This window comes from Lentzea tibetensis, assembly GCF_007845675.1.
Lineage (GTDB): Bacteria > Actinomycetota > Actinomycetes > Mycobacteriales > Pseudonocardiaceae > Lentzea > Lentzea tibetensis.
On sequence record NZ_VOBR01000014.1, the window covers coordinates 89,638 to 113,596 of the forward strand.

Consider the following 23,959-nt stretch of genomic DNA (forward strand, 5'->3'; position numbering starts at 1 on the left):
ACTTACGAATAGTTAGCGCAACCCCTAGCGTCGTTCACATGACGATCCTGATCACCGGTGCGACCGGTCAGTTCGGCGGCGCGGCCGTTCGCCACCTCCTCGACCGGACCGACGAGCTGCTCGCCGTCTCCGTGCGCGACCCCCGCAAGGCCCAGCACCTCGCCGACCGGGGTGTCGACGTGCGGCAGGGCGACTTCACCCGCCCGCAGACGCTCGACTTCTCCGGTGTGGACAAGCTGCTGCTCGTGTCGTCGGAAGGCGACAACGACGACCGCATCGCCCAGCACGCCAACGCCGTGGCCGCCGCGCAGCAGGCGGGCGTCGGCTTCATCGCCTACACGAGCGTCACCGACGCGGACACCTCGCCGCTCCTGCTCGCGCAGGTGCACAAGGCGACCGAGGAACGCATCCGCGCCACCGGCATCCCGTTCTCCTTCCTGCGCAACGGGATGTACCACGAGAACTACCTCGGCCTGCTCGCCGCGGACGAGGTCGCGACGTCCGCGGGCGACGGCCGGATCGCGAGCGCGGCCAGGGACGACCTCGCACTCGCCGCCGCGATCGTGCCGGCGGGCGACGGGTACGAGAACACCGTCCACGAGCTCACCGGCCCGGCCGCGTGGTCGTTCCCCGAGCTGGCGGGCGACCGGTTCAGGAGCGTCACCGACGACGACCTCCGCGCGGCCGGGCTGCCGGAGGTGATCGTCGACATCTTCGCCAGGGCGCGCGAGGGCGTGTTCGCGCAGGTGCGCCCGGACCTGGAGAAGCTGCTCGGCAGGACGCCGGCGCCGATCAGCTGATCTCCGGGTGCGCTTCCGGGTGCGCGTCCCACCAGCGGCGGTAGTCCGGGTTCCGGTCCAGCACCGACTTGTAGGCCTCGGCGGCGCACGCGAACACCTCGTGCGCCCGCCCGGCCAGCGGTGACTCGCGGTGGGTCGCGACGTACAGGTCGATCATGATCGGCATGCCGCGCAGCCGCCGGATGACGATGCCGTCGCCGGTCCGGGACGGCGCTGAGGCGAGCGACACGGCCCCGTTCGCGACCAGCCCGCGCGCCATACCGGCCTCGTTGGTGTGGTGCGTCAGGCGCGGCGTGAACCCCGCGTCCGCGCACGCACGGAAGAGCTGGAGCCGGTTGCCCATCTGCTCGGCGGGTGGCGTGACCCAGTCGTGCGCCGCGAGCTGCGCCAGGTCGATCTCCTCGTGGTGCGCGAGCGGGTCGTGCTCGGAGACCGCGACGAACTGCGGTTCGGAGACGAGCTTGCGCAGCTCGATGCCGCGCAGCTCACGGCTCTGCATGCCGTCGAAGTACTCGAACATCGCCACGTGCACCTGGCCCGCCAGCAGCTGGTCGACGACCTCGGCCGACGACGACTGGGCGTCCGCGCGCACCTCGGGGCACAGCACGCGCAGGCCTTCGACGAAGTGCGCGAAGAACAGCATCGGCACGCCGCCGACGACGAGCGGCCCGTTGCGGCCCGGTCTGGTGGAGCTGACCAGCTGCGCGACCTCGTCCAGCACGAGCCGCGCCGTGCCGACCACCTGCTTGCCCAGATCCGTTGGGACGCAGCCGTTCGGCGAACGGTCGAACAGCTGTCCGCCGACCAGCCGCTCCACGGTGCGCAACTGGGCGCTGAGCGCTGGTTGGGTCAGTCCGAGCCGGGTGGCCGCTCTGGTCACACTGCCTTCTTCCGCGATGGTCCTGACCGCTCGCAGGTGGCGCAGTTCCAACTCGGGCATAAGGACCTTCTATCCCCCTTCTGTATGAGCCGCCACCCCTCGATCGGGTCATAGTTGGTGTCTGCGGCTCGGCGGCCGCGCATCGCTAGCGGCAGCGACAGCGCGGACGGGCCCCTATTCCGACGCTACTGCCGCGCACCCTGCAAGGCGCGGCAGTAGCGTCGATGTCCCTGGCGCACAAGGACGTTGAGTGGCGCCTCAGCTATCGGCAGCGCACCGACCGAATTTCCAGTCTTGGTGCTCGATCAGGCCCCGCGAGGGAAGACACCGACTTCAGGCGACCTCGCCGCCGTCTGCGGAGCAGCGGCAATCAAACACCGAGATCCTTCGGCTGGTCTACCCGAGCCGAGACAGCCATGGTCTTCAGGTTCTCGCGCAGCCACACGTCGACAGCTCCCAGGCGGCCGGTCCACTTCCTGATGATGGGGTCCTCCGCTTTAACCGCGATCGCGTCGTACCAGAGTTCCACCGCAGCCCAGGTGTTGCCCGCCTCGACCTGGCCGAAGAACGGCGCGATGGGCGTCGCGGCGATCGCCTTGGTGGTCTCGTTCCACATGTCGAAGACGAACTCGCGTGAGACGGCGATGTCCTGCTTGCCGCCGTAGCGGTGCATGTGGCCGCCGACGAAGTGCTCGATGTCGAGCTTCATCAGCTCGTTGTGCGCGCGCAGCACGCCCGGCACGCTGTCCGCGCTGCCGAACGCGCGGAACGGCGCCCAGCCCGGCACGGCCACGTCGACCATCATCGCGAACCGCTGCTGCGGCGCGTGGATGATGATGTTGCCGGACTCGTGGTTGGGGCCGGGGTAGCTGAGCACCAGCCGCTGCCCGCCCACGTCGAGCACGTGCTGGTCGGTGAACGTCACCGTCGGCACCGGGCGCGCCGGGTCCTTGGCGGCGCGCAGCGTGCTGGCGGTGTCGGCGTGTCCGATGAGGACGGCGTTGGCGAAGAGGTTCGCGGCACCCACGTGGTCGCTGTGGCTGTGCGAGTACACGAAGTGCGTCACCGGCTTGTCCGTCACGGACGCGATCACCTTCGGCAGCACCGCCGCGTGGCTGGACGGCGCGTCGAGCACGACGACGCCGGTGTCGGTGACCACGAAGGCGCTCTGCCCTGGACCGACCTGCACGCCGTAGCCCCGGTCGCCGAACCTCGTCAGCCGGTAGCCCTCCGGGCCGAACGGTGTCGGCTTCGAGTCCGCGGGGATCGGCGCGAACGTCCGGGTGTTCGGACCGGCGGGCGACTCGGGCAGCGTCACCTTCTGCCCCGCCCGAGGGTCCCTGCCGTGCAGGCCGGGGTTGGCGGCGAGCAGTTCCTTCCAGCGGTCGACGTTGCCGAGGAAACGGCCCGCGATCGTCTTGAGCGTGTCACCGGCCTGAGCGACGTAGAAGGCGGCGCCGCGTTTGGCGCCGGTCGCGATGCTCAGGCCGGCCGCCTGCGCGGTGCCGGCGAGCGGGACCGCGGCTGCCGCAGCCGCGGCAGCGGCACTCCACTTGATCAGGCTGCGCCGGGTCGGCTTCTCGGACGGGCAGGTGTCGCACACGGGTGGTCGTCCTCTCGCTCTGGGCGGCTTGTGCACAGGCTCTGCGCTGACGCCGCTGCCCGGTTCAGCAGTGCGAGTGAGGTGACGGTCATCCAAAAGGTTGATGCGCGGTCCCGTGAGAGCGCTTTCGCTCGTTTTACACTCACGCGCGGAGGCACATGTGGACACCCAGCGGTTCGACCGAATCGTGCGCACCGGTTTCTTCGTCGTGCTCGCCGCCTGCACGGTGCGGTACCTGTGGTGGAGCGGCCTGGTCACGAGCGCGCTGCCGGTCGTCTGCGGTGCCGCCGTGCTGGGGCTGGCCTTCGCGTTCACGACCGGCCGCGCCGGACTGGTCGCGGTGCTGGTCGGCTGGGTCGTGCTGACGCTGGTGGCGGCGAGCTTCACCTGGCTCGCCGTGCCGTTCTTCTTCCTGGTGCTGCGGACGTTCCCGGCGCGGACGGCGCTGGTGCTGGTCGTCGGCATCACCGCGTTCGCGGCGGTGGAGGGCACGGTGCACGCGCTGACCGCGTGGGATCCGAGCCCGATCATCGCCCCGGTCGCCATCGCCGTGCTCGCGTTCGTGCTGTTCCGCAACCTGCACGAGGCGGGCAGGCTCACCGAGCGCGTCCGGCTGTCCCGCGAGATCCACGACACGCTGGCGCAGGGCCTGTCGAGCATGCACCTGCTGCTGCACGCGGCCGACCAGGAGTGGGACACGGCGCCCGGCAAGGCGCGCGAGCACGTCCGGCAGGCCGCGCGCACCGCGCAGGAGAACCTGGCCGAGGCCCGCCGGTTCGTCCGCGAGCTCGCACCGCCCGCTTTGGACGGCGGCTCGCTGCCGGACGCGCTGAGCAGGCTCACCGACGACGTGCGCATCGTCGGCGAGCCCTACCCCGTGCACGTGGACGTGGAGATCGCGGTGCTGCGCGTCGCGCAGAACGCACTGGCCAACGTCAAGCAGCACGCGTCGGCGTCACGGGTCGTCGTGACGCTGACCTACCTGAACGGCGAGCTCACGCTGGACGTGTGTGATGACGGCGTCGGTTTCGACGCCTCGGCCTGCCGCGGCTTCGGCCTGCGCGCGACCGAGCAGCGCGTGCAGGCTCTGGGAGGACGGGTGACGGTGGAGAGCGCTCCTGGCGAGGGCACCGTGCTGGCCCTGTCCCTACCGACGCGAGGTGGCTCGTGAAGGTGCTGATCGTCGACGACCACCCGGTGGTCAGGGCCGGGCTGCGGGCACTGCTGTCCGTGCCGGACGAGTTCGAGGTCGTCGGCGAGGCCTGCGACGGCGCGGAGGCCGTGCAGCTCGTCGCCGCGCTGCGCCCGTGCGTCGTGCTGATGGACCTGCAGATGGGCGACGGCGTGGACGGGGTGACGGCCACCCGGCAGATCACCGCGCTGCCCGCGCCGCCGAAGGTCGTGGTGCTCACCACCTACGACTCGGACGCGGACATCCTGCGCGCCGTCGAAGCCGGTGCCGCGGGTTACCTGCTGAAGGAGTCACCTCCCGAGGAGCTGTTCGCGGCACTGCGCACCGCGGCGGCCGGTGAGATGGCGCTGTCGCCACCGGTCGCGTCCCGGATGATGCGGCGTGTGCGCGCGCCGCAGCTCGCGTTGTCGCAGCGCGAGATCGAGATCCTGGAGCTGATCGCCGCCGGGCGGTCCAACCGCGAGGTCAGCCGTCAGCTGTTCATCAGCGAGGCGACCGTGAAGACGCACCTCGCGCACGTCTACGACAAGCTCGGCGTGGACAGCCGGACCGCGGCCGTGAAAGCCGCGGTCGACCGACGGCTCATCAGGCTGTGATCGGTACGGCCCCACCGGAGACCGTGACGCGGCGGTCCTCCCCGGTGGCGTCGACCTCGAGCCTGCTGGGCCGTCCCATGTCCTCGCCCTGCCGGATGACGAACCGTTGCGGCCCTTCGAGATCACGCAGGTAACCGCCGAACGCGGCCGCCGCGGCACCCGTGGCCGGGTCCTCGACGACGCCGCCGACCGGGAACGGGTCGCGCGCGTGCACGAGCTCCGGCGACTCGCGCCAGAACAGGTGCACGGTGGTGAGGTCGTTGGCGTGCATGAGGTTCTTGAGCGCCTCGAAGTCGTAGTCCAGTTCCGCCAGGCGTTCCCGGCTGCTCACGCCGATCAGCAGGTGGTCGTTGCCCGCGTTCCCGATGTGGACCGGATGGTCCTGGCTGACGTCGCTCTCCTTCCAGTGCAACGCTTCCAGCACCTGGCTCACCAGCTCGGGCGTGGCCGGCCGCGTGCTGGTGGGCACGCTGGTGAGGCTCGCGGTTCCCGCTGTGGTGGCGATGTCGATCACGCCGGCCTTGGTCGCGAACGTGAGCGTGCCGGGCCCGGCGCGCTCGGCCAGCGCGACGGACGTGGCGATGGTGGCGTGGCCGCAGAAGGCGACCTCGGCGAGCGGGCTGAAGTACCGGACGTCGTACGCCCGGTCTCCGGTCCGGACCGCGAACGCGGTCTCCGAGTAGCCCACATCGGCCGCGATCTTCAACATGTCGTCGTCGGTCAGCCCCGTCGCGTCGAGCACGACGCCAGCCGGGTTGCCGCCTCGAGGATCGTCCGTGAACGCGCTGTACCGCAGAACCTCCGTCATGCCCGCTCCAACGCATACACGTGCTGGAGTCTTCCTGCGGCTCGGAAGCTCCGGTCGTAGCGCAGCCCGATCTTGACCATCACGCGCTCGGACGCGCCGTTGCCGTCGACGTACCCGGCCACGACGCGCCGGACTCGGGCGAGCGCGGCGTCCCGCAGCTCCGTCGCGATGGCGGTCGCGATGCCGCGCCCCCAGTGCTCGGGGTCGACCCACCAGCCGATCTCGATGACGCCGTCACCGTGGTCGACCATCGAGCCGAGCCCGACGAACGCGCCCCGCTCGAGCGCCGCGCACCAGCCGAAGCCGTGCTCGGCCCAGTGCGCGAGCGCCTTCTGGTGCCGCTCGGCGGCGTGGTCGGGCGACCACGGCTTCCCGTCGCCGACGTACTCCACGACCCGCGGATCCGAGGCGAGCCGGACCAGGTCGTCGAAGTGCTCATTCCCCCACGGCACGAGTTCCACGAGCCCATGGTGCCTGGGTGATAGCGGCCTGCGGGACAATTCGCCTCGCTATGGGCGCTGAGGACCTTGAGCTGCTGGTCACGATCGTGGTCGGGGCAGCCGACGAGCAGCAGGCCCGCGCGGCCTGCGACGAGCTCGTCAGCCGTGCGGGTGGTGTGGTGGTCGCCGCGCGGGACTGCTCGGACGAGGAGCCCGGCTGCTGGTCCGTCGCGATCACAGTGGCGACGGACGAGAAGGCGACGCACAGCGTGAGCGGTGCGCTGGGGCGGGCGGTGCGCACGTTCGTCCGCAGGCTGGGTGACGGGTTCCCCACGCCGCGCGTGTCGTGCGAGCCGCCGACGGCATGGACGGTGCTCGACGACCCCGATCTGATCGACGTGCTGGTGCCCGGCGGGGAGCGCATCCTGGTCGAGGCGTGGGCCGGCGTCGACCCCTTTTGGAGTACGCACTCGCAGTAGCCGGCGGGCATCGATTCAGTTGATCTTCACTCGTCCGCTGGCACCATCTGCACGCTGGGCTAACTGACCATTAGATCAAACGCATGACTACGTGCTGCAGGGCGCACCCAGATAGCTCATCTTGCGTCTCGCCTGTGAAAATTTGCGAAAATGTCTACTGAGAGTGGCCTCAGTGCCGCTCATCGTGTCCGTTGGAGGGTCGGGAGCCGACATGGCCAGCATCGAAGAGGTCCGTGCCGCAATTGCCCAGGCAGTCGACAAGGCCACGCAGAGCCAGGCCGCTCTCCAACAAGCCGCCCAGCTCGCCGAGGACGCGCAGGCGCTGCTGTCCTCGGTGACCCAGGGCAGCGTGCAGAACGACGTCGAGCAGACGAACGCGCACTTCGCACAGGTCGTCGGCGGCGTCGGCGAACTGCAGAACTTCCTCGGAGCCGGGATCTCCTCGGCCGAGGGCATCAACGCCAGGCTCTGACGTGACGTCCATAGCCGAGGTCCAGGTCGCACTCGAGCAGGTCTGCGAGCAGCTCCGCGAGTCGTACCGCACCGCGCGGGGTGCGCAGCAGGACCTGGACGAGGCCGTCGCGCTGCTCTCCGAGGTGAGCGAGACGCACCACGAGTCGCTGCTGCCGCCCGAGTTCGCGCGGGCCAAGGAGCGGTTCCCCGACGTGCTCGAACTGATCGTGACCACGCTGGAACGGATCCAACGACTCTCGGCGGAGCTGTAGATGAGCAGGCGCGACGATCGGCGCAAGAAGGTCGAGGAGGCCTTCGCGGAGTTCCGCGTCGCCGTGTCGGCGGCGCTGGGCGCCGTGTCGCGTGAGCACCGCCTGCTCGCCGAGGAACGCGCGCAGGACATGTTCGAGCTGATCGTGCGCGGCGAGGGCGTCGACAAGGCGCTGAACGACCCGGTGCTGCAGCCCGCGCTGCAGAACCCGCGGTTCCGCGAGCGGCTGCTCGGGGTGCTGCGCGACCGCGAGCACGCGTTCAGGGAGTGGACGGACAACGGTCCCTCGCGGCTGGCGCGGCTCGTCGAGGTCGCGAACAGCCCGGCGTCGCTGCCGCACGAGGACTGGCTCGGCAAGCCGGGCCACCACGACGGCAGCGAGGGCGTGCCGGAGCTGTGGCGCGTCGGCACCGGCGTGGTGCCGAGCGCGCCCGAGCAGCAGCCGTTCCCCGTCGCCGTGCCGCTGCTCGACCACTCGCACCTGCACGTGATGTCCACTGTGGACACGCGATCGACCGCGGACACGCTGGTGGAGAACCTGTTGCTGCGGGTGCTCAGCCACTTCCAGCCGGGTCTCGTGCACGTGCACGTGTGGGACGTCAACCAGCTCACCGGGTCGCTGCCGGGGCTCTACCCGCTGACCCGCGCTGGCCTGCTGACCGTGCACGACCCGTCGCGGTTGCAGGAGATGCTGGACGAGCTGTCCGACCACATCCGCCGGGTGCACACGAAGGTGCTGGTGGACGGGCACCTGACGCTGCACTCGGTGAGCAACGAGGGCAGGCGGACCGAGCCGTGGCACGTCGCCGTGCTGTTCGGCAACCGGCAGCCGTTGCGCGAGGAGCACCAGCAGCAGCTGCAACGCGTGGCGCGCAACGGTCTGGCGTCCGGCGTGCAGCTGTTCATCGTGGACATCCCGATCACGGTCAACTCGCCGGTCGAGACCATTCGCCTGCACGACAACGGCACCGCGGCGTGCACGATGACCGGCAAGCACGTCACGGTGACCATCGACCCGGCGCTGCCGCGCGCCAAGGTGCCGCGGGCGTGCGCGGCGATCGCGGAGAAGCGCGAGGAGCGGCGCAACCGGATGGGCGCGTTCGCCGACCTGACGCGCGAGCCGCACTGGACGGAGAACGCGGCGACGTGCGTGCTGGCGCCGGTCGGCTTCGACGACGGCGAGCCGGTGTGCGTGCGGCTGGGCGACACGTCACCACACGCGTTGATCGGCGGACCTTCCGGTTCCGGCAAGACGAACTTCCTGTACGCCATGCTTGGCAGCCTCGCGGCGCGCTACTCGCCGGACGAGCTGGAGCTGTACCTGCTGGACTTCAAGGAAGGCGTGTCCTTCGCGCAGTTCGCGCCGGGGTTGAAGGACAAGAGCTGGCTGCCGCACGCGCGGCTGGTCGGCGTGAACGTCAACACCGACCGCGAGTTCGGCGTGGCGCTGCTGAAGTTCCTCGCGGACGAGATGCGCCGCCGCGCGGACGCGGCGAAGCGGCACGAGGTCACGAAGCTGGAGCAGCTCCGCGAGGAGGACCCGGAGGGCCGCTGGCCGCGGATCGTCGCGGTGATCGACGAGTTCCAGTACCTGTTCGGCGAGCGCGACCAGGTGACCGCGCAGGCGACGCAGCTGCTGGAGGACGTGGCGCGGCGCGGTCGTTCGCAGGGCATCCACCTGGTGCTGTCGTCGCAGGACGTCGCGGGCATCGAGGGCTTCTGGGGCAAGTCGGCGATCTTCGAGCAGTTCACCGTGCGCATCGCGCTGCCGAAGGCGCGCCGGGTGCTCGCGGAGCCGGGCAACGACGCGGCCGTCGAACTGCCCCGCTGGCACGCCGTGATCAACCACGACTCGGGCGTCAAGCCGGGCAACGAGATCGCGCGCATCCCGGACTCCACCACCAAGGGCACGTTCGACCTGCTGCAGAACGTGCTGTGGAACAGGGACCACTCCAAGCCGCCGAGCCTGTTCGACGGCAGCAGGACGCCGTTGCTCGACGAGCTGCCGGACTTCCTGGACCTCGGTCCTGGCGACCCGAACCCGACCATCCTGCTGGGACAGGTCATCGACGTGGCGGGCAGCGCGGCCAAGGTGCGCCTGGCCCGCACGCCCGGCCGCAACATCGCGGTGATCGGCTCGGTCGTCGAGGACGCCGCGGCCGTGCTCGGTGGCGCCGCCGCTTCCCTTGGCAGGCAACACGAACCGGGTGAGGCGACGTTCAGCCTGTGCTGCCTGGTCGACGAGGCGCTGCCGAACGCGCGCCACCTGGAGAAGCGACTGGTCGCGGCGGGCCACACGGTCAACCTGATCCGCGTCGACGGCGTGCGCGAGCTGCTCGACGACACCGCACGACAGATCAACTCGTTCATCACCGGAACGGCGGAGACGCCGCCGAAACCTCACTACCTCGTGTTGTACGCGGTCGACGCCGCGCACACGTTGCTCGAACAGAAGGACCCAACCACGCGGGCGTCCGGAGTGGACAGTCTGCGCACCGTGCTGAAGCACGGCCCGGAGAACCGCACCCACGTGCTCGGCTGGTGGCGTGGCGTGCAGCGGCTCAAGAGCAGCTTGAGTCCGGGCGTGTACGACGACATCGGTGCGTGGGTCGCTTTCGACGTCCAGGGCAAGGAACTGCTGTCGCTCGGGCCCGAGCAGGTCATGGCGTGGTCACCCCGACCGCAGCGCGGCCTGTTCTTCGACCGGTTCGAGCACTCGCGACCGCAGGTGGTCATCCCGTTCGACACAAGGGAGGAAGTCCTATGAGCGCAGTTCTTCGGCTTGTGGACTGGTCCGACGAGTCCGACGTCCCTGAGCCCGCCGGGTCGGCGATCGAGCGGTACAAGGAGATCGTCGCGACCGCGACGGAAGCGCACGCGCGGATGCGGGCGCACGACGCGGCGCGCAACGCGGAGCTCAGCGCGCGGATCGGGCAGACGCAGGAGCGCGTCGCCGAGATCAGCGAGCGCGAGCAGATGGTGCGGTTCGGTGCCGAGCTGCACTGGGAGGCCGCCAAGAAGCAGCTGTGGAACGAAACGTGGTTCCGGATGACGGTGTTCCCGAAGCCGGACGAGTCCGTTCCGCCGCGGCCGCAGGGCGAGTACAACGCGGCGATGGACGCGGCGTACGACGTGCTCGAGGCCAGCCTGCAGAAGAAGCCTCTGCTGCGTCGGCGCTGACCAGTTCTTTCGCGACGCGGCGGGGATGGCCGCCGCGTCGGTCTTGAGCGTTAGGTCACACCGGGAACACTCTCCGGCATCGCGTTGTTCGAACAGGTACCGATCAGTTTCGAATTCAGAAGGGTCGAACACACGATGTCTGTGCCGAGCACCGCACTTGAGGTCCGCCTCGCCTCCCGCCCCCACGGCTGGCCGACGGATGAGAACTTCGAGATCGCAGAGGTCTCGGTGCCGTCGCCCGGTGAGGGCCAGATCGTGGTCCGCAACGTCGTGATGAGCGTCGACCCGTACATGCGCGGCCGGATGAACGACGTCAAGTCCTACTCGGCTCCGTTCCAGATCGGCGAGCCGCTCGACGGCGGCGTGGTCGGCGAGGTCGTCGCGTCCAACTTCGACGGCCTCAAGCCCGGTGACCACGTCCTGCACGGCCTCGGCTGGCGCGAGTACGCCGTCCTCGACGGCACGCAGGCCCTCAAGGTCGACCCGGCCGTCGCGCCGCTCAGCACCTACCTCGGCGTCCTCGGCATGCCCGGCCTGACCGCCTACGCGGGCCTGCTCGCGACCGCCGAGTTCAAGGAGGGCGACGTCGTGTTCGTGTCCGGCGCCGCCGGCGCCGTCGGCCAGCTCGTCGGCCAGATCGCCCGCCTCAAGGGTGCCTCCCGCGTCATCGGCTCGGCCGGTTCCGCCGACAAGGTCAAGTACCTGGTCGACGAGCTCGGCTTCGACGCCGCGTTCAACTACAAGGACGGCCCCGTCGCCGAGCAGCTGGCCGCTCTCGCGCCGAACGGCATCGACGTCTACTTCGACAACGTCGGTGGCGAGCACCTCGAGGCCGCCATCGCCGTCATGAACCCGCACGGCCGGGCCGCGCTCTGCGGTGCGATCTCCATGTACAACGACACCACGCCGCCCGCCGCGCCGCGCAACCTCGTGCAGCTGATCGGCAAGCGCATCACGCTGCGCGGTCTGCTCGTCGGCGACCACCAGGCGCTGCAGCCGCAGTTCGTCGCCGAGATGGGCGCCTGGATCGCCTCCGGTGAGCTCAAGTACACCGAGACCGTCGTCGAGGGTGGCGTCCGGCAGGCTCCCGCCGCGTTCCTCGGCATGCTGCGCGGCGAGAACACCGGCAAGATGCTGGTCCAGCTGGGCTGATCTTGATCTTGCGGCTCCCGGAACTGTCGGGGTCGCGTGGGATGATTGAAACAGGGGTCCCCCCGGCGGGGACCCCTGTTTTGCGTTGTGGTGTCGCGCTCGCTAGAGGAGCTCGCCTTCGGCAGCCACCACGTTGCCCTTGTGGATCACCAGAGTGCGCTGTGCGCGGTCCATCACCGCGGCCGCCACCGAGTCACCCGGCACCACGACCAGCTCCGCGGGCGCCCCCTCGCTCAGGCCGGACTCCACGCCCAGCACCGAGGCGCCGCCACGCGTCGCGACGTCCACGCACATCTCGATCTGCTCGTCGCGCCGGAAACCGTTGCGGAACGCCAGCTGCCACGTCCGGTCGAGCATGTCGCCGTCGCCGTACGGAGACCAGTAGTCGCGGATGCCGTCCTGCCCCAGCCCCACCCGCACCCCGGCCCACCGCAGTTCCTGCAGCGGCAACGGGTCCCGCGTGCCCGGCGCGACCGTCGTCACGGCCACGTCGTGCGAGGCGAGCAGGTCGACCAGGCCCTCGCCGGGCAGCGCGAAGCAATGGCTGATCGTCACCTTGCCCTGCATGCCCAGTGCCGCAACGCGTTCGCAGATCAGCTCCACCTGGAACGCGCCCAGTGAGCCCGCGTCGTGCAGGTGGACGTCGACGCCGCGCTGGTGGCGCGACGCCAGGTCGAACACCACGTCCAGGTGGCCGACGGGGTCGCGGTCGTAGCCTGCCGGGTCGAGGCCGCCGATGAGGTCGGCACCCAGCAGCAGCGCCTCTTCCAGCAGCTCGGCGGTGCCCTTCTCGCGCAGGATGCCGCACTGCGGGAACGCCACCACCTGCACGTCGGCGTGATCGCGGTGGGCCTCACGCGCCGCGAGGACGCCCTCGAGCTTCTCCAAGCCCGAGTCGACGTCGACCTGGGCGTGGCTGCGGACGCGGGTCGCGCCGGACGCGATGGTGCGGCCGAGCGTGTGCGTCGCGCGTTCGGCGACGGTGCGTTCGGCGGTGCGCCAGTTGCGGCGGTCGTTCTCGATCAGGCCGGCCAGGCCCGGTTCCGCGGTGTGCCTGCGGAACGGAAGGCCGAGGCGGGTGGAGTCGAGGTGGGCGTGCGCGTCGACGAACGCGGGCAGCAGGACGCCGCCCTTGCCGTCGACCCAGTCGTCGCCGGTGAGGTTCGGGCCGATCTGCGTGATCAGGCCGTCCTCGCAGCGGACGTCCACCTCGTCGCCGCCCCACGGGCGCACGGAACGGATCAGCATCACATGAGTTTGCCAGGGTTCAGGATGCCCGTCGGGTCGAATGTCGACTTGAGAGCGCGGAGCACCTCGACGCCGAGGCTCCCGATCTCCGCCTCCAGGTACGGCGCGTGGTCGCGGCCGACGGCGTGGTGGTGGGTGATCGTGCCGATGCCGGAGATCGCCTCGCACGCGGCGGCCTTCGCCTGCTGCCACTGCGTGACCGGGTCCTCGACGTCGCGCGGCACCAGGACGGTGAAGTACAGCGACGCGCCCGTCTCGTACGCGTGCGACACGTGGCACATCACCACCGGGTCGCCCAGCGCGCCCTTCAACGCGCCGCGCACGGCGTCGTACAACGCGGGCAGCTTCGACCAGTGGGTCGCGGTTTCCAGGGTTTCCGCGCACACGCCGGCGTCGAGCAGCGCGTCGCGCTGACGGGGGCCGTTGAACCGCCCGTGCCGCCACGACTCGCCCATCGCGCGCCCCAGCCGCACCAGCTTGTGGCCGTACGTGGCGCCCATCGTGACGTCGCGCGAACGTCCCTCCCAGCCGAAGATGACGAGGCACGGCTGCTCGACGCCGCGGAACCGCAGGTACTTGCCGAGCAGTTCGGCCTTGCGGCCACCGGTCAGCGCCAGCGCCACCTCGGTCTCGTCCACATCGGACAGCCGGGTCACGTCGGCGAGCGCGTTGCGCTGCGCCAGGTCGCGGATGAGCGCGGTGCCCGCTTCCCAGCCGTCGACGACGACGCCCTCGTAGACCGGGTTCTCCGGCTTCGGCCGCACGCGCAGGGCGACCTCGGTGATCACGCCGAACAGGCCTTCGGAGCCGATGACGAGCTGCTGCAGGTCCGGGCCCGCCGCGGACGCCGGCGCGCTGCCGAGGCGCCACTCGCCCGCTGGCGTCTGGACCCGCACGCCCTCGACCATGTCCTCGAAGCGGCCGTAGCCGGACGACGCCTGGCCCGCCGAACGCGTCGCGGCGAAGCCGCCGATGGTGGCGCGCTCGAACGACTGCGGCACGTGGCCGAGCGTGAAACCGTGCTCCGCCAGCAGGTTCTCGGCGTCCGGCGCGGTCGTGCCCGCCTGGAGCACGGCGATCCGGGACACCGGGTCGATCGACACGAGGCGGTTGAGCCTGGCCAGGTCGAGCGCGATGACGGCGTCCTTGCCGCCGCGCAGCGCCTCGACGCCGCCGACGACCGACGTGCCGCCGCCGAACGGCACGACCGCGATGTCGTGCTCGACGCAGACGCGCAGGACCTCCTGCACCTCCTCCGGCGAGGACGGCAGCACGACCGCGTCCGGGATGGTCAGCTCACCGCAGCCGCGTCGCTTGATCAGGTCCAGGTAGGACAGTCCACCCGCGCGGCCGAGGCGGTCGCCGGCGTCGAGGCTGATCTCGGCGACGGCCTCCAGCGCCTCGAAGGCGTCCTCGGACAGCGCCGACTCGGGCACGGTCACCGGCACCTCGTCCAGCGGTGTGCCGAGCCCGATCCGGGTGCTCAGCCACGCGAGCGCGTGCGGCGGCAACGGCGTCGTTTCTGAGGTCCATCTGGCTCTCGTCACTGATACAGTGTGACATATGACGTCTAATCGTCACAGCGATGACACGCTGTTGGACGCCGCCCGCGACTGCGTGCTCGAGGTGGGTGTGCGGCGCACCAAGCTGACCGACGTCGCCAAGCGCGCGAACGTCAGCCGGATGACCCTGTACCGGCGGTTCCCGGACGTGGACCACCTGGTCAGGGCCTTGATGACCAGGGAGTTCGCCGCGCTGCTCGGGCAGACGACCGGCACCGGCAACGCGCGCGAGCAGCTCGTCAGCCGGGGTGTGGATGCCATCCGCCTGCTGTCCGGGAGCCCGCTGATGCAGCGCGTGCTGGACCTGGACGCCGAGCTGATGCTGCCGTACCTCGTCGAACGGCTCGGCAGCACGCAACGCCTCGTCGAGCAGTTCCTGCTGGAGCAGATCCGGCTCGGCCACGACGACGGCTCGATCCGCCGCGGTGACGCCGCGTTGCAGGCGCGGGTCGTGCTGCTGACGACGCAGTCGATGGTCCTGTCGACCCGGCCCGCGACGTCGGGACTCGAGTTCGACGCGCTGCTCGCCGAGCTCGCCACCCAACTGGACGGAGCACTGAGGCCGTGAACACGTCGTTGAACGCGCACCGCCGCGCCGAGGACCTGCACGCCGTCCAGGAGGAGGTCGTCGACGTCCTCGTGGTCGGCGGCGGCGTCACCGGTGCCGGCGTGGCACTCGACGCGGCGTCCCGCGGGCTGTCCGTGTGCCTGCTGGAGGCGCACGACCTCGCGTACGGCACGTCGCGCTGGTCGAGCAAGCTCGTGCACGGCGGGTTGCGCTACCTCGCGCAGGGCGACGTCGCGCTGGCCCACGAGAGCGCCGTCGAGCGCGGCATACTCATGACGTCCACCGCGCCCCACCTGGTGCGCGCGCTGCCGATGCTGTTCCCGTTGCACGGCAAGGACAACGGGATGCGGATCATGGCCGGCCTGCGGGCGGGCGACCTGCTCCGCCGGGCCGCGCGGACCCCGTCCGCCGTGCTTCCCGGACCGCGGCGCGTACCCGCCGCCGAGGCTTCCGCGCTGGTGCCCGGACTGCGTTCCACCGGGCTGCGCGGCGGGCTGTTGAGCTTCGACGGCCAGCTGGTCGACGACGCACGGCTCGTCGTCGCGCTGGCCCGTACCGCGGCTGGTCTGGGCGCGCGGATCATCACGCGTGCTCGGGTGACCACGTTGACCGGCAGTGGCGCGTCGGCCGTCGACGGGGTCAGCGGGGACTCGTTCTCCGTGCGGGCCCGTTCGGTGATCAACGCTTCCGGGGTGTGGGCCGGTCAGCTGGTGCCCAGCGTGCGGTTGCGGCCGTCGCTCGGGTCGCACCTCGTGCTGGACGCCGCTGCCACCGGGATCGTCGGTACCGCGGTGATGTTCCCGGTGCCCGGTGAGCGGAACCGGTTCGCGATGCTGCTCCCCCAGCGCAACGGGCGGGTGTACCTGGGGCTGACCGACTCGCCGGTCGACTGGCCCGTTCCCGATGTCGTGCCCGTCCCGTCGGCCGATGTGGATTTCCTGCTTTCCGTTACCTCGCAGGTGTTGCGCGTCGGGTTGACGCGCGCCGACGTGCTCGGTTCGTACGCCGGGTTGCGGCCTTTGCTGGACGCGCCCGGTTCGACCGCCGACCTGTCGCGGCGGCACGCGGTGCTGACCGCGCCCAACGGTGTGGTGACGATCGTGGGCGGGAAGCTCACGACCTATCGGCGAATGGCTTCCGACGCCGTGGACGCCGTCGGGTTGGCGTCCGGACCTTCTCGCACCGCGTCGTTGCGGCTGGTCGACGACTCGGCTCGGGTCGCCGCTCTGTCCGATGTGGACTCCTCGCTCGGCGCGGAGATCATGTGCGGCGTGACCGGAGCCGATGTCGTGTGGGCGGTGCGGCACGAGGGGGCGCTCGACGCCGGTGACGTGCTGGACCGGCGGACGCGGATCGGGCTCGTGCCCGCGGATCGGGCTGCCGCTGAGCCCGTTGTCGCGGACCTCGTGTCACGCTCGCTGGCCGGACTCTGAGCCGCTGGCCTGTGGACAAATCCCCGGTTGCCTGTGGATGACCGACCGGAATTGTCGGTGTCGGCTGGGAGAATGATGTCAGGGGATCCCCCGGCGGGGACCCCTGCGTGAGCTTGGAGCCGGCGGGGACCCTGCGTCAGCTCGTGAGCCGGAGGATGGCGGGCACGACGGTGTCCCACGTGCGAGGCGGTGGCCACTCGTGGCCGACGCCGTCGAGCAGCAGGAGCTCAGCGCCGGGGATCTCCCGCGCCAGCGCTTCACCGTGGCCCGGCGGGAACATCGGGTCCGCGGTGCCGTGGATGACGAGCGTCGGCGCGGTCACCCCACCCAGCCGCGGACGCAGACTGGCGCCGTCACCTGGGGCAGCCCAGTGGTTCTTGGTGGCCGACTCGGGGTTCACCGTGCGACTGACGACCTTCTCGATCAGCGCGCGGGCGCGTGCCTCGTCGAACGACCCCGCGTACGGGCGCTCCACCTCGACGAGGTAGTCGACGACCGCGGCGTGGTCCGTCCAGTCCGGCTCGGGCACGGGGTTCGCGAACACCTCCTTGAGCTCGTCCGCCATCGGCGGCAGGTCGCCTGCGGGGCCGGGGCTCGTGGACATCAGCGTCAGCGTCGCGACGTGCGCGGGGTGCTCGACTGCCAGCTGCTGGGCGATGCCGCCGCCCATCGACAGGCCGACGACGTGTGCGCGGCCGTTCGCCAGCACGTCGATCAGCGCCAGCGGGTCCAGCACCAGGTCGGACGACGTGTAGCCGGGTTCGCCCGGCGGGTAGCTGGCCGAGCGGCCGGTGTCGCGGTGGTCGTAGCGGATGACGAACCTGCCGTCCGCGAGGCGTTGGCAGAACTCGGGATCCCAGTAGTCCATCGACGCGGCGCCGCCGGAGATGAGCAGGATCGCCGGTGCCGTGCGATCGCCGAACGTCTCGACGCACAGTTCCACACCGTTGGCGCGCACCATTTCCTCGGTCATGGAACCAACCTATGCCGAATTCGATGCGTGAACGGGCCGTTCACGCCTCAGCCCGGCCGAAATTGTCGGTGCCTTGTGGCAGTGTGAAAAACAGGGGTCCCCCTGCGCGGGGGACCCCTGTCACGAGATGCGTGTGCTCACTCGCCGATGATCGGCTTCGACGCCTTCGGCGGGTCGACGAGCTTCTCACCTTCCAGCTTCACCTTGCGCTTGTGGTCGGAACCGCCACCGCCCTGCTGGCCCTGGCCGGCCATCGGCGCGCCGCCCATCATGCCGCCGCCGGCCGCACCGCCACCGCCACCACCGGACGCGCCACCGCCACCGGACGGCATCACGCCGCCGCCACCAGCGGCCATCACGCCGGCCGCACCGCCGGGCGTCATCGACGCACCGGTGCCGCCACCGCCGGGGCCACCGTGGGGCATGCCGCCGCCACCGCCACCACCGAGGCCGGGCATGCCGCCGCTCGGGATGCCACCGCCGCCGCCACCGCCACCGGCCGCGTGGGTCGTCAGGTCAGGCCCACCCGTCGGGATGTGCCCACCGGGGCCACCGGAGCCCATCATGCTGTCGGGGCCACCGAGGCCCGGCATGGTGGTCGGGCGGTACCAGTCGCCCGGACGCGTGGTCGGCGTGCCGCCGACCTGACCGCCGCCGGCCGTGTTCGTCGCGGCGCCCTTCTCCCAGTGGCCCTCGACCCACTTGCCGGTCGACTGGTCGTAGTGACCGTCCTCCCAGCGACCCGGACCGGTCGGCTGGCCGACGCCACCGGGACCACCGGGGGCGTAACCGCCGGGGTTGCCGGGTCCACCGGGGCCGTAGCCACCGGGGTTGCCGGGACCACCAGGACCGTAGCCACCGGGGTTACCAGGACCGCCGGGGCCGTAGCCACCCTGTCCACCAGGCCCGTAACCACCGGGGCCGCCAGGACCGTAGCCACCGGGACCGCCGGGGCCGTAACCGCCAGGGCCGCCAGGTCCGTAACCGCCACCGGGCCCGTAACCACCACCAGGCCCGTAACCACCACCGGGGCCGTAGCCACCGGCACCGGGCAGGTTCGGCGGCTGATTCACCTGACCGCCACCCGCGGCGGGGGCGTAGCCGCCCTGCCCACCGGCCGGACCACCGGGGATGTTCGGCGGAGCCGACACGTGCGGACCGGGGCCCGCGCCGGAGGCGTGCGTGCCGCCGCCACCGGGGTTCTGGGCGTACTGCCCGCCCGCGCCCTGGGAGGCCTGGTTCATCTGGCCCTCGGTCAGCCCGAGACCGCCCGCGGAAGGCCGTGTGCTGCCGCCGCCGGGGCTGCTGCCCTTGTTGGCGATGGTCGAGATGGCCTGGATGACCTGCTCGGCCACCTTGGCGATCTCGGAGACCTTCTTGACCAGGTCCATCAGCTTGGTCAGCGAACCGGCCAGCTTGGACAGGAAGTCCGAGAGCTTCTTCGCGTACTTGCAGGCGGTGCTGACGATGTCCGCGATCGCGCCCGCGATGGCCGCACCGAAGGTGAAGATCGACGCCGCGAGCCACTGGATGATCTTCATGACCATGTCGGCCACGGCCTGGCTGATCAGGTCCATGATCATCTTGCGGACGGTCGCGACGAGCTGGCCCGCGCCGGAGACGGCCGCGGCGACACCGTTGCACGCCTTGGCGAGCGAGTCCATGCCGCCCGCGTGCTTGTCGGCAGCGGCGCGGTAGCCGTCGGCGGACGTGCCCGTCCACTGGCTCGTCTGCGAGACCGCGACGCGGCGGTACTCGGTAGCGATGCCCTGGACCTGGCCGCCCGCGGTCTTGAAGCTCTGCGCCATCTGCTGGATGGCCTGGGGGTTGCCCAGCAGGGCGTCGAACGGCTCGCGCAGGAAGTCGACGTGCTCGATCGCCCAGCTGAAGCCCGCGGAGAGGAAACCGCTCAGCGGGTTCGACGCGACGCCGACGATGTCCATCGCCGTGTTCGCGATGCCGAGGCCGGCGTTGATCCAGTCACCGCGCTCGACGGCCGAGACGGTCCCCTGGACGTCGTTGAACAGCTTGGCCGGGTCGGTGCCCTTCGACTGCGTCGCGGGGGCGCTCATCCTCTTCCCTTTCCTTGGAAGCCGAACGCGTTGTCGAGATCGACGTTCTCGTAGAGATCAGCGACCTGCTTGACGCCGTTGCACATGTCCATGATGGAGTCGGCGGCGTTGCCGAGTCCGTCCTGTGACTTGCCCGCGATCTGCAGGATGAACTGAGCGAGGAAGCTGCCGAAGATGCCGAACGCCTCGGTCGTGAGCGACGACGGATCCGCAGTGTCCGTCGCCGTGCGCATGCGGGCCGCGAGCTGGTCGATGGTCGCGGCATGAGTCCGCAACTCCTCGACGCTCACGTTGAACGAGTGGAACATCCCTACCCCCTGCTATGCCATGACGTCCGGCGGGTTGGTGAAGTAGTCGTCGTCGGGCCTGGTGTCCCGACGCTTCAACTCAGACTCCGGTTCCTCCTCGTCGGTTCCGTCACCCGAATAGCCGTGAGGCATCTGCTGCTTCACGAAGTCGAGCGCCGGGCTCTCGCCGACGAACTCGGTCATGATCTCCACGACCTTGCCGGACGCGGAGCGCTGCGCCTGGGTCGCGGCGGTCAGAATGGCGGACGCGATCTCGTCCGGGTCCATTCCCCGCGCGGCGGGCTTGATGTCCAGGGCGGTCAGCGCGCCCGAGGCGTTGACGGAGACCCTGATGAGCCCGTCCGGCGACTCGGCACTGCCTCCCACCTCCCCGAGCTGCGACGTCGCCTGCTCGGACTTCTGCTTGGCTGCCGCGATCTTCGAGTCGTACTGCGCCAGCCATTGGTCGGGCTGCATGGCCACCCCCGTGAGTGAATCCTTCGACGGTTCGATTCGCCGTAGACGCCCGTATCGTTTCACTCGTTCCCTGATCGTCGATACTTACGTTCCGAATACCGCCATCTGGGCTAACGAAAGGACCTCACCGTGGTCGAGGGGGTGCTGGAGATCGACCGGGTCTCCAAGCGCTACGGAGAGGTCGTCGCACTTCAGAACATGTCGTTCGACGTTCGTGGTGGCGAGCTGTTCGGTTTCGTCGGGAGCAACGGTGCCGGGAAGACCACCACCATGCGCATCGCGCTGGGTGTGCTCGCCGCCGATTCTGGTGAAGTTCGGTGGAACGGAAAGCCCATCGACATCGACACGCGTCGCCGGATCGGGTACATGCCCGAGGAGCGCGGGCTCTACCCGAAGATGAAGGTCCTCGACCAGCTCGTGTACCTGGCCGAGCTGCACGGCATGAGCACGAACGACGCGCACCGCTCCGCGGAGAACTGGATCTCCCGGCTCGGGCTGCGCGACCGGCGCACCGACGAGGTGCAGAAGCTGAGCCTCGGCAACCAGCAGCGCGTGCAGCTCGCCGCCGCGCTGGTGCACGAACCGGACGTGCTCGTGCTCGACGAGCCGTTCTCCGGGCTCGACCCCGTCGCGGTCGACGTCATGAGCCACGTGCTGCGCGAGAAGGCGTCCGCGGGGGTACCCGTCGTGTTCTCCAGCCACCAGCTCGACCTGGTCGAGCGGCTGTGCGACCGGGTCGGCATCGTGCGCAGCGGGTCGCTCGTCGCGTGTGGGACGGTGGACGAGCTGCGCGCCGGTGGCACCAGCAGGCTGGTCGTCGAGGTGCCGGAGGCCGTGAACGGCTGGACGGAAGGACTGGACGGGGTGCGGGTGATCGGGTCCGAGGGACGCCGCACGGTGCTGGAACTGGACCACGGCGTCGACGACCAGGTGGTGCTGCACGCCGCGCTGGCCACCGGCCCGGTGCACGAGTTCTCCCGGCAACGCCCGTCGCTCACCGAGCTCTTCCGCAACGTGGTCACTGAGGAGAGGACGGCGTGAGCCCCTTCAGGTCGGTGACGCTGGTGGCGCGGCGCGAGTTCGTCGCCAAGGTGCGCACCAGGTCGTTCCTCATCGGCACGGTGGTGATCATCGCGGTGCTCGCCGGGTACGTGCTGCTGCAGGCCGCGCTGTTCTCGGACGGCCAGCGCAGCGTGGTCGGGCTGACCGGCCAGGCCGTGCAGTTGGCGGATCCCTTGCGGGAGAAGGCGAAGGCCTTCGGCATCGAGGTCGAGACGCGCGACGTCACGACCGCGGAGAACGCCGAGCAGCTCGTCCGCGACGACGAGCTGGACGCGCTCGTCACGGGCGCGCCGCCCGCACTGCGGATGATCGTGAAGGACCAGGGCGACGACGTGCTCCGCAACGTGCTGGACGACGTGCTGCGCCAACAGGTGCTGGCCGCGCAGCTCGCCGAGGCCGGCCTGCCGCAGACGATCGCGCAGGAGCTGCAGAACGTCCGGGTCGCGGTGACGGCGCTCGAACCGGCGGACCCGTTGCGCGGCGAACGGCTCGCGGTCGGGCTCGTGGTCGCCGCGCTGCTGTACTACTCGCTGCTGGTCTACGGGACGATGGTCGCGCAGGGCGTGGTCGAGGAGAAGTCCAGCCGCGTCGTGGAGATCCTGCTCGCGACGCTGCGGCCGTGGCAGCTGTTGCTGGGCAAGGTGATCGGGCTCGGCGCGGTCGGGCTCGTGCAGCTCGTCCTGATCAGCGGCGTCGGCCTGCTGCTCGCGAGCGGGTCCGGCGTGCTGAGCATCAGCGGGGTCGGCGGCAGCGTCGTCGCGAACGGCGTGCTCTGGTACCTGCTCGGTTTCTTCTTGTACGCCACCGTGTTCGCGGCCGCCGCGTCGCTCGTGTCGCGACAGGAGGAGCTTCAGTCCGTGCTGACGCCGATCAGCATGACGATCATCATCGCGTTCGTCGTCGGCATCAACCTGATGATCCAGAACGCCGCGGGCACCGCGGTGACGGTGCTGTCGATGCTGCCGCCGTTCGCCCCGATCCTGATGCCGGGCCGGATCGCGATGGGCGTCGCGCCCGCGTGGCAGGTGCTGGTGGCCGTCGTGCTGGCGCTGGGCGCGATCGCCGCCATCACGTGGCTCGGCGGCAAGGTCTACGCGAACGCGGTGCTGCGCGTCGGCAGCCGGGTGAAGCTGCGCGAGGCGCTCAGGACCTGATCCGCCGGTAGCGGTCGAGCGCCACCTGCCGCTCGACCGCGTGGTCCACCACCGGTTCCACGACCTCGGTGACGTACCGGCGCACGTACTCGCCGTCGGGATCGAACTTCTCGGCCTGCGTCGCCGGGTTGAAGATCCGGAAGTACGGCGCGGCGTCCGTGCCGCAGCCCGCCACCCACTGCCAGTTGTGCTGGTTCGACGCGATGTCGCCGTCGACGAGGTGCTTCATGAAGTGCCGCGCGCCCCACCACCACGGCAGGTGCAGGTCCTTCACCAGGAAGCTCGCGACGATCATGCGCACCCGGTTGTGCATGAAGCCCTCCGCGAGCAGCTGCCGCATGCCCGCGTCGACGATCGGGAAACCGGTGCGCCCTTCCTGCCACGCGCGGAACAGCTCCAGGTCGTCGTCGTGCTCGATCCCGTCGAACCGGCGGTCGTAGTTCTGCCGCGCGGTTTCCGGCTTGTGCCACAGGACGTCCGCGTAGAACTCGCGCCACGCCAGCTCGGAGCGGAACGCGCCGTCGCAGCCTGCGAGCAGCGTGCGCGGGTGCAGCACCCCGAACTTGAGGAACGCCGACAGCCTGCTGGTGGCGTCGAGGTCGGGACGGTCACGCGTCTCGTCGTAGTCCGGCAGCCGCTCGTCGCGGAACCTCTCCCACAACGCCATCGCGTCCGGCAGCGGTTCGGCCGCGGGAATCTCGTTGCCGCGCGGCGGTTCCATCCAGTCCACAATGGACGCGTCCGTGTCGGCCGGCGCGCGCCACCCGTGCGCGAGCCACGCGGTGCGGAACGGCGTGAAGACCTTGAACGGCGTGCCGTCCGCCTTGCGCACCCGCCCCGGCGTCACCGCGTACGGCGAGCCGGAACGCACGAGCTCGATGTCCCCCAACGCTTTCTCGACAGCCTCGTCACGGCGGCGGCCGTACGGCGCGCAGTCGGCGGAGATGTGCACGCTCGCGGCACCGACCTCACGCGCGACAGCCGGGACGACCTCGGCCGGGTCGCCGTGCACGACCATCAGCCGCCCGCCGAGCTGCTCGTTCAACGCGTGCAAGCACTGGTGCAGGAACCGCACGCGCGCCTCGCCCGACGGCTTGAGCAGCCGGTCGTCGAGCACGAACAACCCCAACGCGCGTCCCGACCGTTCAGCGGCGGCCAGCAACGCGGGATGGTCGGCCGTGCGCAGATCTCGGCGGAACCACACGATGTTCACCAGGTGAACCTACAAAGCACGAAGCGCGCCTGCAGAACAGGCGCGCTTCGTCAGTG

24 protein-coding genes are annotated in these 23,959 nt (G+C 70.5%); 13 read left to right on the plus strand and 11 right to left on the minus strand.

The features are described 5' to 3' along the window. The first annotated feature begins 38 nt into the window (after positions 1-38). Positions 39-800: an NmrA family NAD(P)-binding protein gene (locus tag FKR81_RS22375; RefSeq protein WP_146354078.1), complete on the plus strand. Its 762-nt coding sequence runs from the start codon at positions 39-41 to the stop codon at positions 798-800. Here the strand turns inward: FKR81_RS22375 and FKR81_RS22380 are convergent. Both FKR81_RS22380 and FKR81_RS22385 read right to left on the minus strand, forming a co-directional pair. Continuing rightward, positions 793-1,740 carry a LysR family transcriptional regulator gene (locus FKR81_RS22380; RefSeq protein WP_146354079.1) on the minus strand — a complete coding sequence of 316 codons (948 nt, stop codon included), beginning with the start codon at positions 1,738-1,740 and terminating at the stop codon, positions 793-795. The genes FKR81_RS22375 and FKR81_RS22380 overlap by 8 nt on opposite strands. A gap of 310 nt (positions 1,741-2,050) precedes the next feature. Then, positions 2,051-3,283 (minus strand): MBL fold metallo-hydrolase, encoded by a 1,233-nt coding sequence (locus tag FKR81_RS22385; protein ID WP_186763108.1) that lies wholly within the window; start codon positions 3,281-3,283, stop codon positions 2,051-2,053. Between the two features lie 160 nt (positions 3,284-3,443). Here FKR81_RS22385 and FKR81_RS22390 point away from each other — a divergent pair, with 160 nt between their 5' ends. Beyond that, complete coding sequence (locus tag FKR81_RS22390; protein WP_222598368.1) at positions 3,444-4,454, plus strand: sensor histidine kinase; 1,011 nt, start codon at positions 3,444-3,446, stop codon at positions 4,452-4,454. Then, positions 4,451-5,071, plus strand: coding sequence for a response regulator (locus FKR81_RS22395; protein WP_146354082.1), 621 nt, complete (start codon positions 4,451-4,453; stop codon positions 5,069-5,071). Before FKR81_RS22390 ends, FKR81_RS22395 begins: the two co-directional genes overlap by 4 nt. On the opposite strand, the gene FKR81_RS22400 is transcribed toward FKR81_RS22395, so the two are convergent. Continuing rightward, complete coding sequence (locus FKR81_RS22400; protein WP_146354083.1) at positions 5,061-5,879, minus strand: PhzF family phenazine biosynthesis protein; 819 nt, start codon at positions 5,877-5,879, stop codon at positions 5,061-5,063. The genes FKR81_RS22395 and FKR81_RS22400 overlap by 11 nt on opposite strands. Beyond that, on the minus strand, positions 5,876-6,340 hold the full coding sequence (locus tag FKR81_RS22405; RefSeq protein ID WP_186763109.1) for a GNAT family N-acetyltransferase: 465 nt from the start codon (positions 6,338-6,340) through the stop codon (positions 5,876-5,878). Before FKR81_RS22405 ends, FKR81_RS22400 begins: the two co-directional genes overlap by 4 nt. Positions 6,341-6,390: 50 nt before the next feature. Here FKR81_RS22405 and FKR81_RS22410 point away from each other — a divergent pair, with 50 nt between their 5' ends. From FKR81_RS22410 to FKR81_RS22435, 6 genes are all read left to right on the plus strand, one after another. After that, a complete protein-coding gene (locus FKR81_RS22410) occupies positions 6,391-6,798 on the plus strand; it encodes a hypothetical protein (protein ID WP_146354085.1) in 408 nt (135 codons plus the stop codon). Positions 6,799-7,009: 211 nt separating this feature from the next. Then, positions 7,010-7,270: a hypothetical protein gene (locus FKR81_RS22415; RefSeq protein ID WP_146354086.1), complete on the plus strand. Its 261-nt coding sequence runs from the start codon at positions 7,010-7,012 to the stop codon at positions 7,268-7,270. A gap of 1 nt (position 7,271) precedes the next feature. Then, positions 7,272-7,523 (plus strand): hypothetical protein, encoded by a 252-nt coding sequence (locus FKR81_RS22420; protein ID WP_146354087.1) that lies wholly within the window; start codon positions 7,272-7,274, stop codon positions 7,521-7,523. Then, a complete protein-coding gene (locus FKR81_RS22425) occupies positions 7,524-10,289 on the plus strand; it encodes an FtsK/SpoIIIE domain-containing protein (RefSeq protein WP_146354088.1) in 2,766 nt (921 codons plus the stop codon). It abuts the gene before it with no gap. Then, positions 10,286-10,702 (plus strand): hypothetical protein, encoded by a 417-nt coding sequence (locus FKR81_RS22430; protein WP_146354089.1) that lies wholly within the window; start codon positions 10,286-10,288, stop codon positions 10,700-10,702. The genes FKR81_RS22425 and FKR81_RS22430 overlap by 4 nt, the downstream gene beginning before the upstream one ends. A gap of 135 nt (positions 10,703-10,837) precedes the next feature. Next, entirely contained in the window at positions 10,838-11,854 is a 1,017-nt protein-coding gene (locus FKR81_RS22435) for an NADP-dependent oxidoreductase (protein ID WP_146354090.1), read from the plus strand. 102 nt (positions 11,855-11,956) lie between these two features. Here FKR81_RS22435 and FKR81_RS22440 read toward each other — a convergent pair whose 3' ends face one another. Both FKR81_RS22440 and FKR81_RS22445 read right to left on the minus strand, forming a co-directional pair. Beyond that, positions 11,957-13,102, minus strand: a complete 1,146-nt coding sequence (locus FKR81_RS22440; RefSeq protein WP_146354091.1) for an amidohydrolase — start codon at positions 13,100-13,102, stop codon at positions 11,957-11,959. Continuing rightward, entirely contained in the window at positions 13,102-14,649 is a 1,548-nt protein-coding gene (locus FKR81_RS22445; protein ID WP_235921702.1) for an FAD-binding oxidoreductase, read from the minus strand. Before FKR81_RS22445 ends, FKR81_RS22440 begins: the two co-directional genes overlap by 1 nt. A gap of 16 nt (positions 14,650-14,665) precedes the next feature. On the opposite strand from FKR81_RS22445, the gene FKR81_RS22450 reads away from it, so the two are divergent. Then, positions 14,666-15,232, plus strand: a complete 567-nt coding sequence (locus FKR81_RS22450; protein WP_146354093.1) for a TetR/AcrR family transcriptional regulator — start codon at positions 14,666-14,668, stop codon at positions 15,230-15,232. Then, positions 15,229-16,665 (plus strand): glycerol-3-phosphate dehydrogenase/oxidase, encoded by a 1,437-nt coding sequence (locus FKR81_RS22455; RefSeq protein ID WP_146354094.1) that lies wholly within the window; start codon positions 15,229-15,231, stop codon positions 16,663-16,665. The genes FKR81_RS22450 and FKR81_RS22455 overlap by 4 nt, the downstream gene beginning before the upstream one ends. A 136-nt stretch (positions 16,666-16,801) precedes the next feature. Here FKR81_RS22455 and FKR81_RS22460 read toward each other — a convergent pair whose 3' ends face one another. The 4 genes from FKR81_RS22460 to FKR81_RS22475 form a co-directional block, all read right to left on the minus strand. Continuing rightward, the gene (locus FKR81_RS22460) at positions 16,802-17,638 is read right to left on the minus strand and encodes an alpha/beta fold hydrolase (protein WP_146354095.1); all 837 of its coding nucleotides are present in this window, start codon (positions 17,636-17,638) and stop codon (positions 16,802-16,804) included. Positions 17,639-17,775: 137 nt separating this feature from the next. Continuing rightward, positions 17,776-19,710 carry a WXG100 family type VII secretion target gene (locus FKR81_RS45830; protein ID WP_186763110.1) on the minus strand — a complete coding sequence of 645 codons (1,935 nt, stop codon included), beginning with the start codon at positions 19,708-19,710 and terminating at the stop codon, positions 17,776-17,778. Beyond that, positions 19,707-20,018 carry a type VII secretion target gene (locus FKR81_RS22470; RefSeq protein ID WP_146354096.1) on the minus strand — a complete coding sequence of 104 codons (312 nt, stop codon included), beginning with the start codon at positions 20,016-20,018 and terminating at the stop codon, positions 19,707-19,709. The genes FKR81_RS45830 and FKR81_RS22470 overlap by 4 nt, the downstream gene beginning before the upstream one ends. 12 nt (positions 20,019-20,030) lie before the next feature. Next, positions 20,031-20,474, minus strand: coding sequence for a YbaB/EbfC family nucleoid-associated protein (locus FKR81_RS22475; protein ID WP_146354097.1), 444 nt, complete (start codon positions 20,472-20,474; stop codon positions 20,031-20,033). 129 nt (positions 20,475-20,603) lie between these two features. Between FKR81_RS22475 and FKR81_RS22480 the strand changes: the two genes are divergently transcribed. Next, positions 20,604-21,515: an ABC transporter ATP-binding protein gene (locus FKR81_RS22480; RefSeq protein ID WP_146354098.1), complete on the plus strand. Its 912-nt coding sequence runs from the start codon at positions 20,604-20,606 to the stop codon at positions 21,513-21,515. Beyond that, on the plus strand, positions 21,512-22,690 hold the full coding sequence (locus FKR81_RS22485; RefSeq protein WP_146354099.1) for an ABC transporter permease: 1,179 nt from the start codon (positions 21,512-21,514) through the stop codon (positions 22,688-22,690). The genes FKR81_RS22480 and FKR81_RS22485 overlap by 4 nt, the downstream gene beginning before the upstream one ends. Here the strand turns inward: FKR81_RS22485 and FKR81_RS22490 are convergent. Next, a complete protein-coding gene (locus FKR81_RS22490; protein WP_146354256.1) occupies positions 22,680-23,897 on the minus strand; it encodes a cryptochrome/photolyase family protein in 1,218 nt (405 codons plus the stop codon). The two genes, FKR81_RS22485 and FKR81_RS22490, sit on opposite strands and share 11 nt — an antisense overlap. Between the last annotated feature and the right edge of the window lie 62 nt (positions 23,898-23,959).

Excerpts from the sequence above, each read along its gene's own strand:
- FKR81_RS22375 (WP_146354078.1), top strand. The coding sequence starts at position 39 with ATGACGATCCTGATCACCGGTGCGACCGGTCAGTTCGGCGGCGCGGCC.
- FKR81_RS22380 (WP_146354079.1), bottom strand. The coding sequence starts at position 1,740 with ATGCCCGAGTTGGAACTGCGCCACCTGCGAGCGGTCAGGACCATCGCG.
- FKR81_RS22400 (WP_146354083.1), bottom strand. The coding sequence starts at position 5,879 with ATGACGGAGGTTCTGCGGTACAGCGCGTTCACGGACGATCCTCGAGGC.
- FKR81_RS22410 (WP_146354085.1), top strand. The coding sequence starts at position 6,391 with ATGGGCGCTGAGGACCTTGAGCTGCTGGTCACGATCGTGGTCGGGGCA.
- FKR81_RS22415 (WP_146354086.1), top strand. The coding sequence starts at position 7,010 with ATGGCCAGCATCGAAGAGGTCCGTGCCGCAATTGCCCAGGCAGTCGAC.
- FKR81_RS22425 (WP_146354088.1), top strand. The coding sequence starts at position 7,524 with ATGAGCAGGCGCGACGATCGGCGCAAGAAGGTCGAGGAGGCCTTCGCG.
- FKR81_RS22430 (WP_146354089.1), top strand. The coding sequence starts at position 10,286 with ATGAGCGCAGTTCTTCGGCTTGTGGACTGGTCCGACGAGTCCGACGTC.
- FKR81_RS22435 (WP_146354090.1), top strand. The coding sequence starts at position 10,838 with ATGTCTGTGCCGAGCACCGCACTTGAGGTCCGCCTCGCCTCCCGCCCC.
- FKR81_RS22440 (WP_146354091.1), bottom strand. The coding sequence starts at position 13,102 with ATGCTGATCCGTTCCGTGCGCCCGTGGGGCGGCGACGAGGTGGACGTC.
- FKR81_RS22450 (WP_146354093.1), top strand. The coding sequence starts at position 14,666 with ATGACGTCTAATCGTCACAGCGATGACACGCTGTTGGACGCCGCCCGC.
- FKR81_RS22460 (WP_146354095.1), bottom strand. The coding sequence starts at position 17,638 with ATGACCGAGGAAATGGTGCGCGCCAACGGTGTGGAACTGTGCGTCGAG.
- FKR81_RS45830 (WP_186763110.1), bottom strand. The coding sequence starts at position 19,710 with ATGAGCGCCCCCGCGACGCAGTCGAAGGGCACCGACCCGGCCAAGCTG.
- FKR81_RS22470 (WP_146354096.1), bottom strand. The coding sequence starts at position 20,018 with ATGTTCCACTCGTTCAACGTGAGCGTCGAGGAGTTGCGGACTCATGCC.
- FKR81_RS22475 (WP_146354097.1), bottom strand. The coding sequence starts at position 20,474 with ATGCAGCCCGACCAATGGCTGGCGCAGTACGACTCGAAGATCGCGGCA.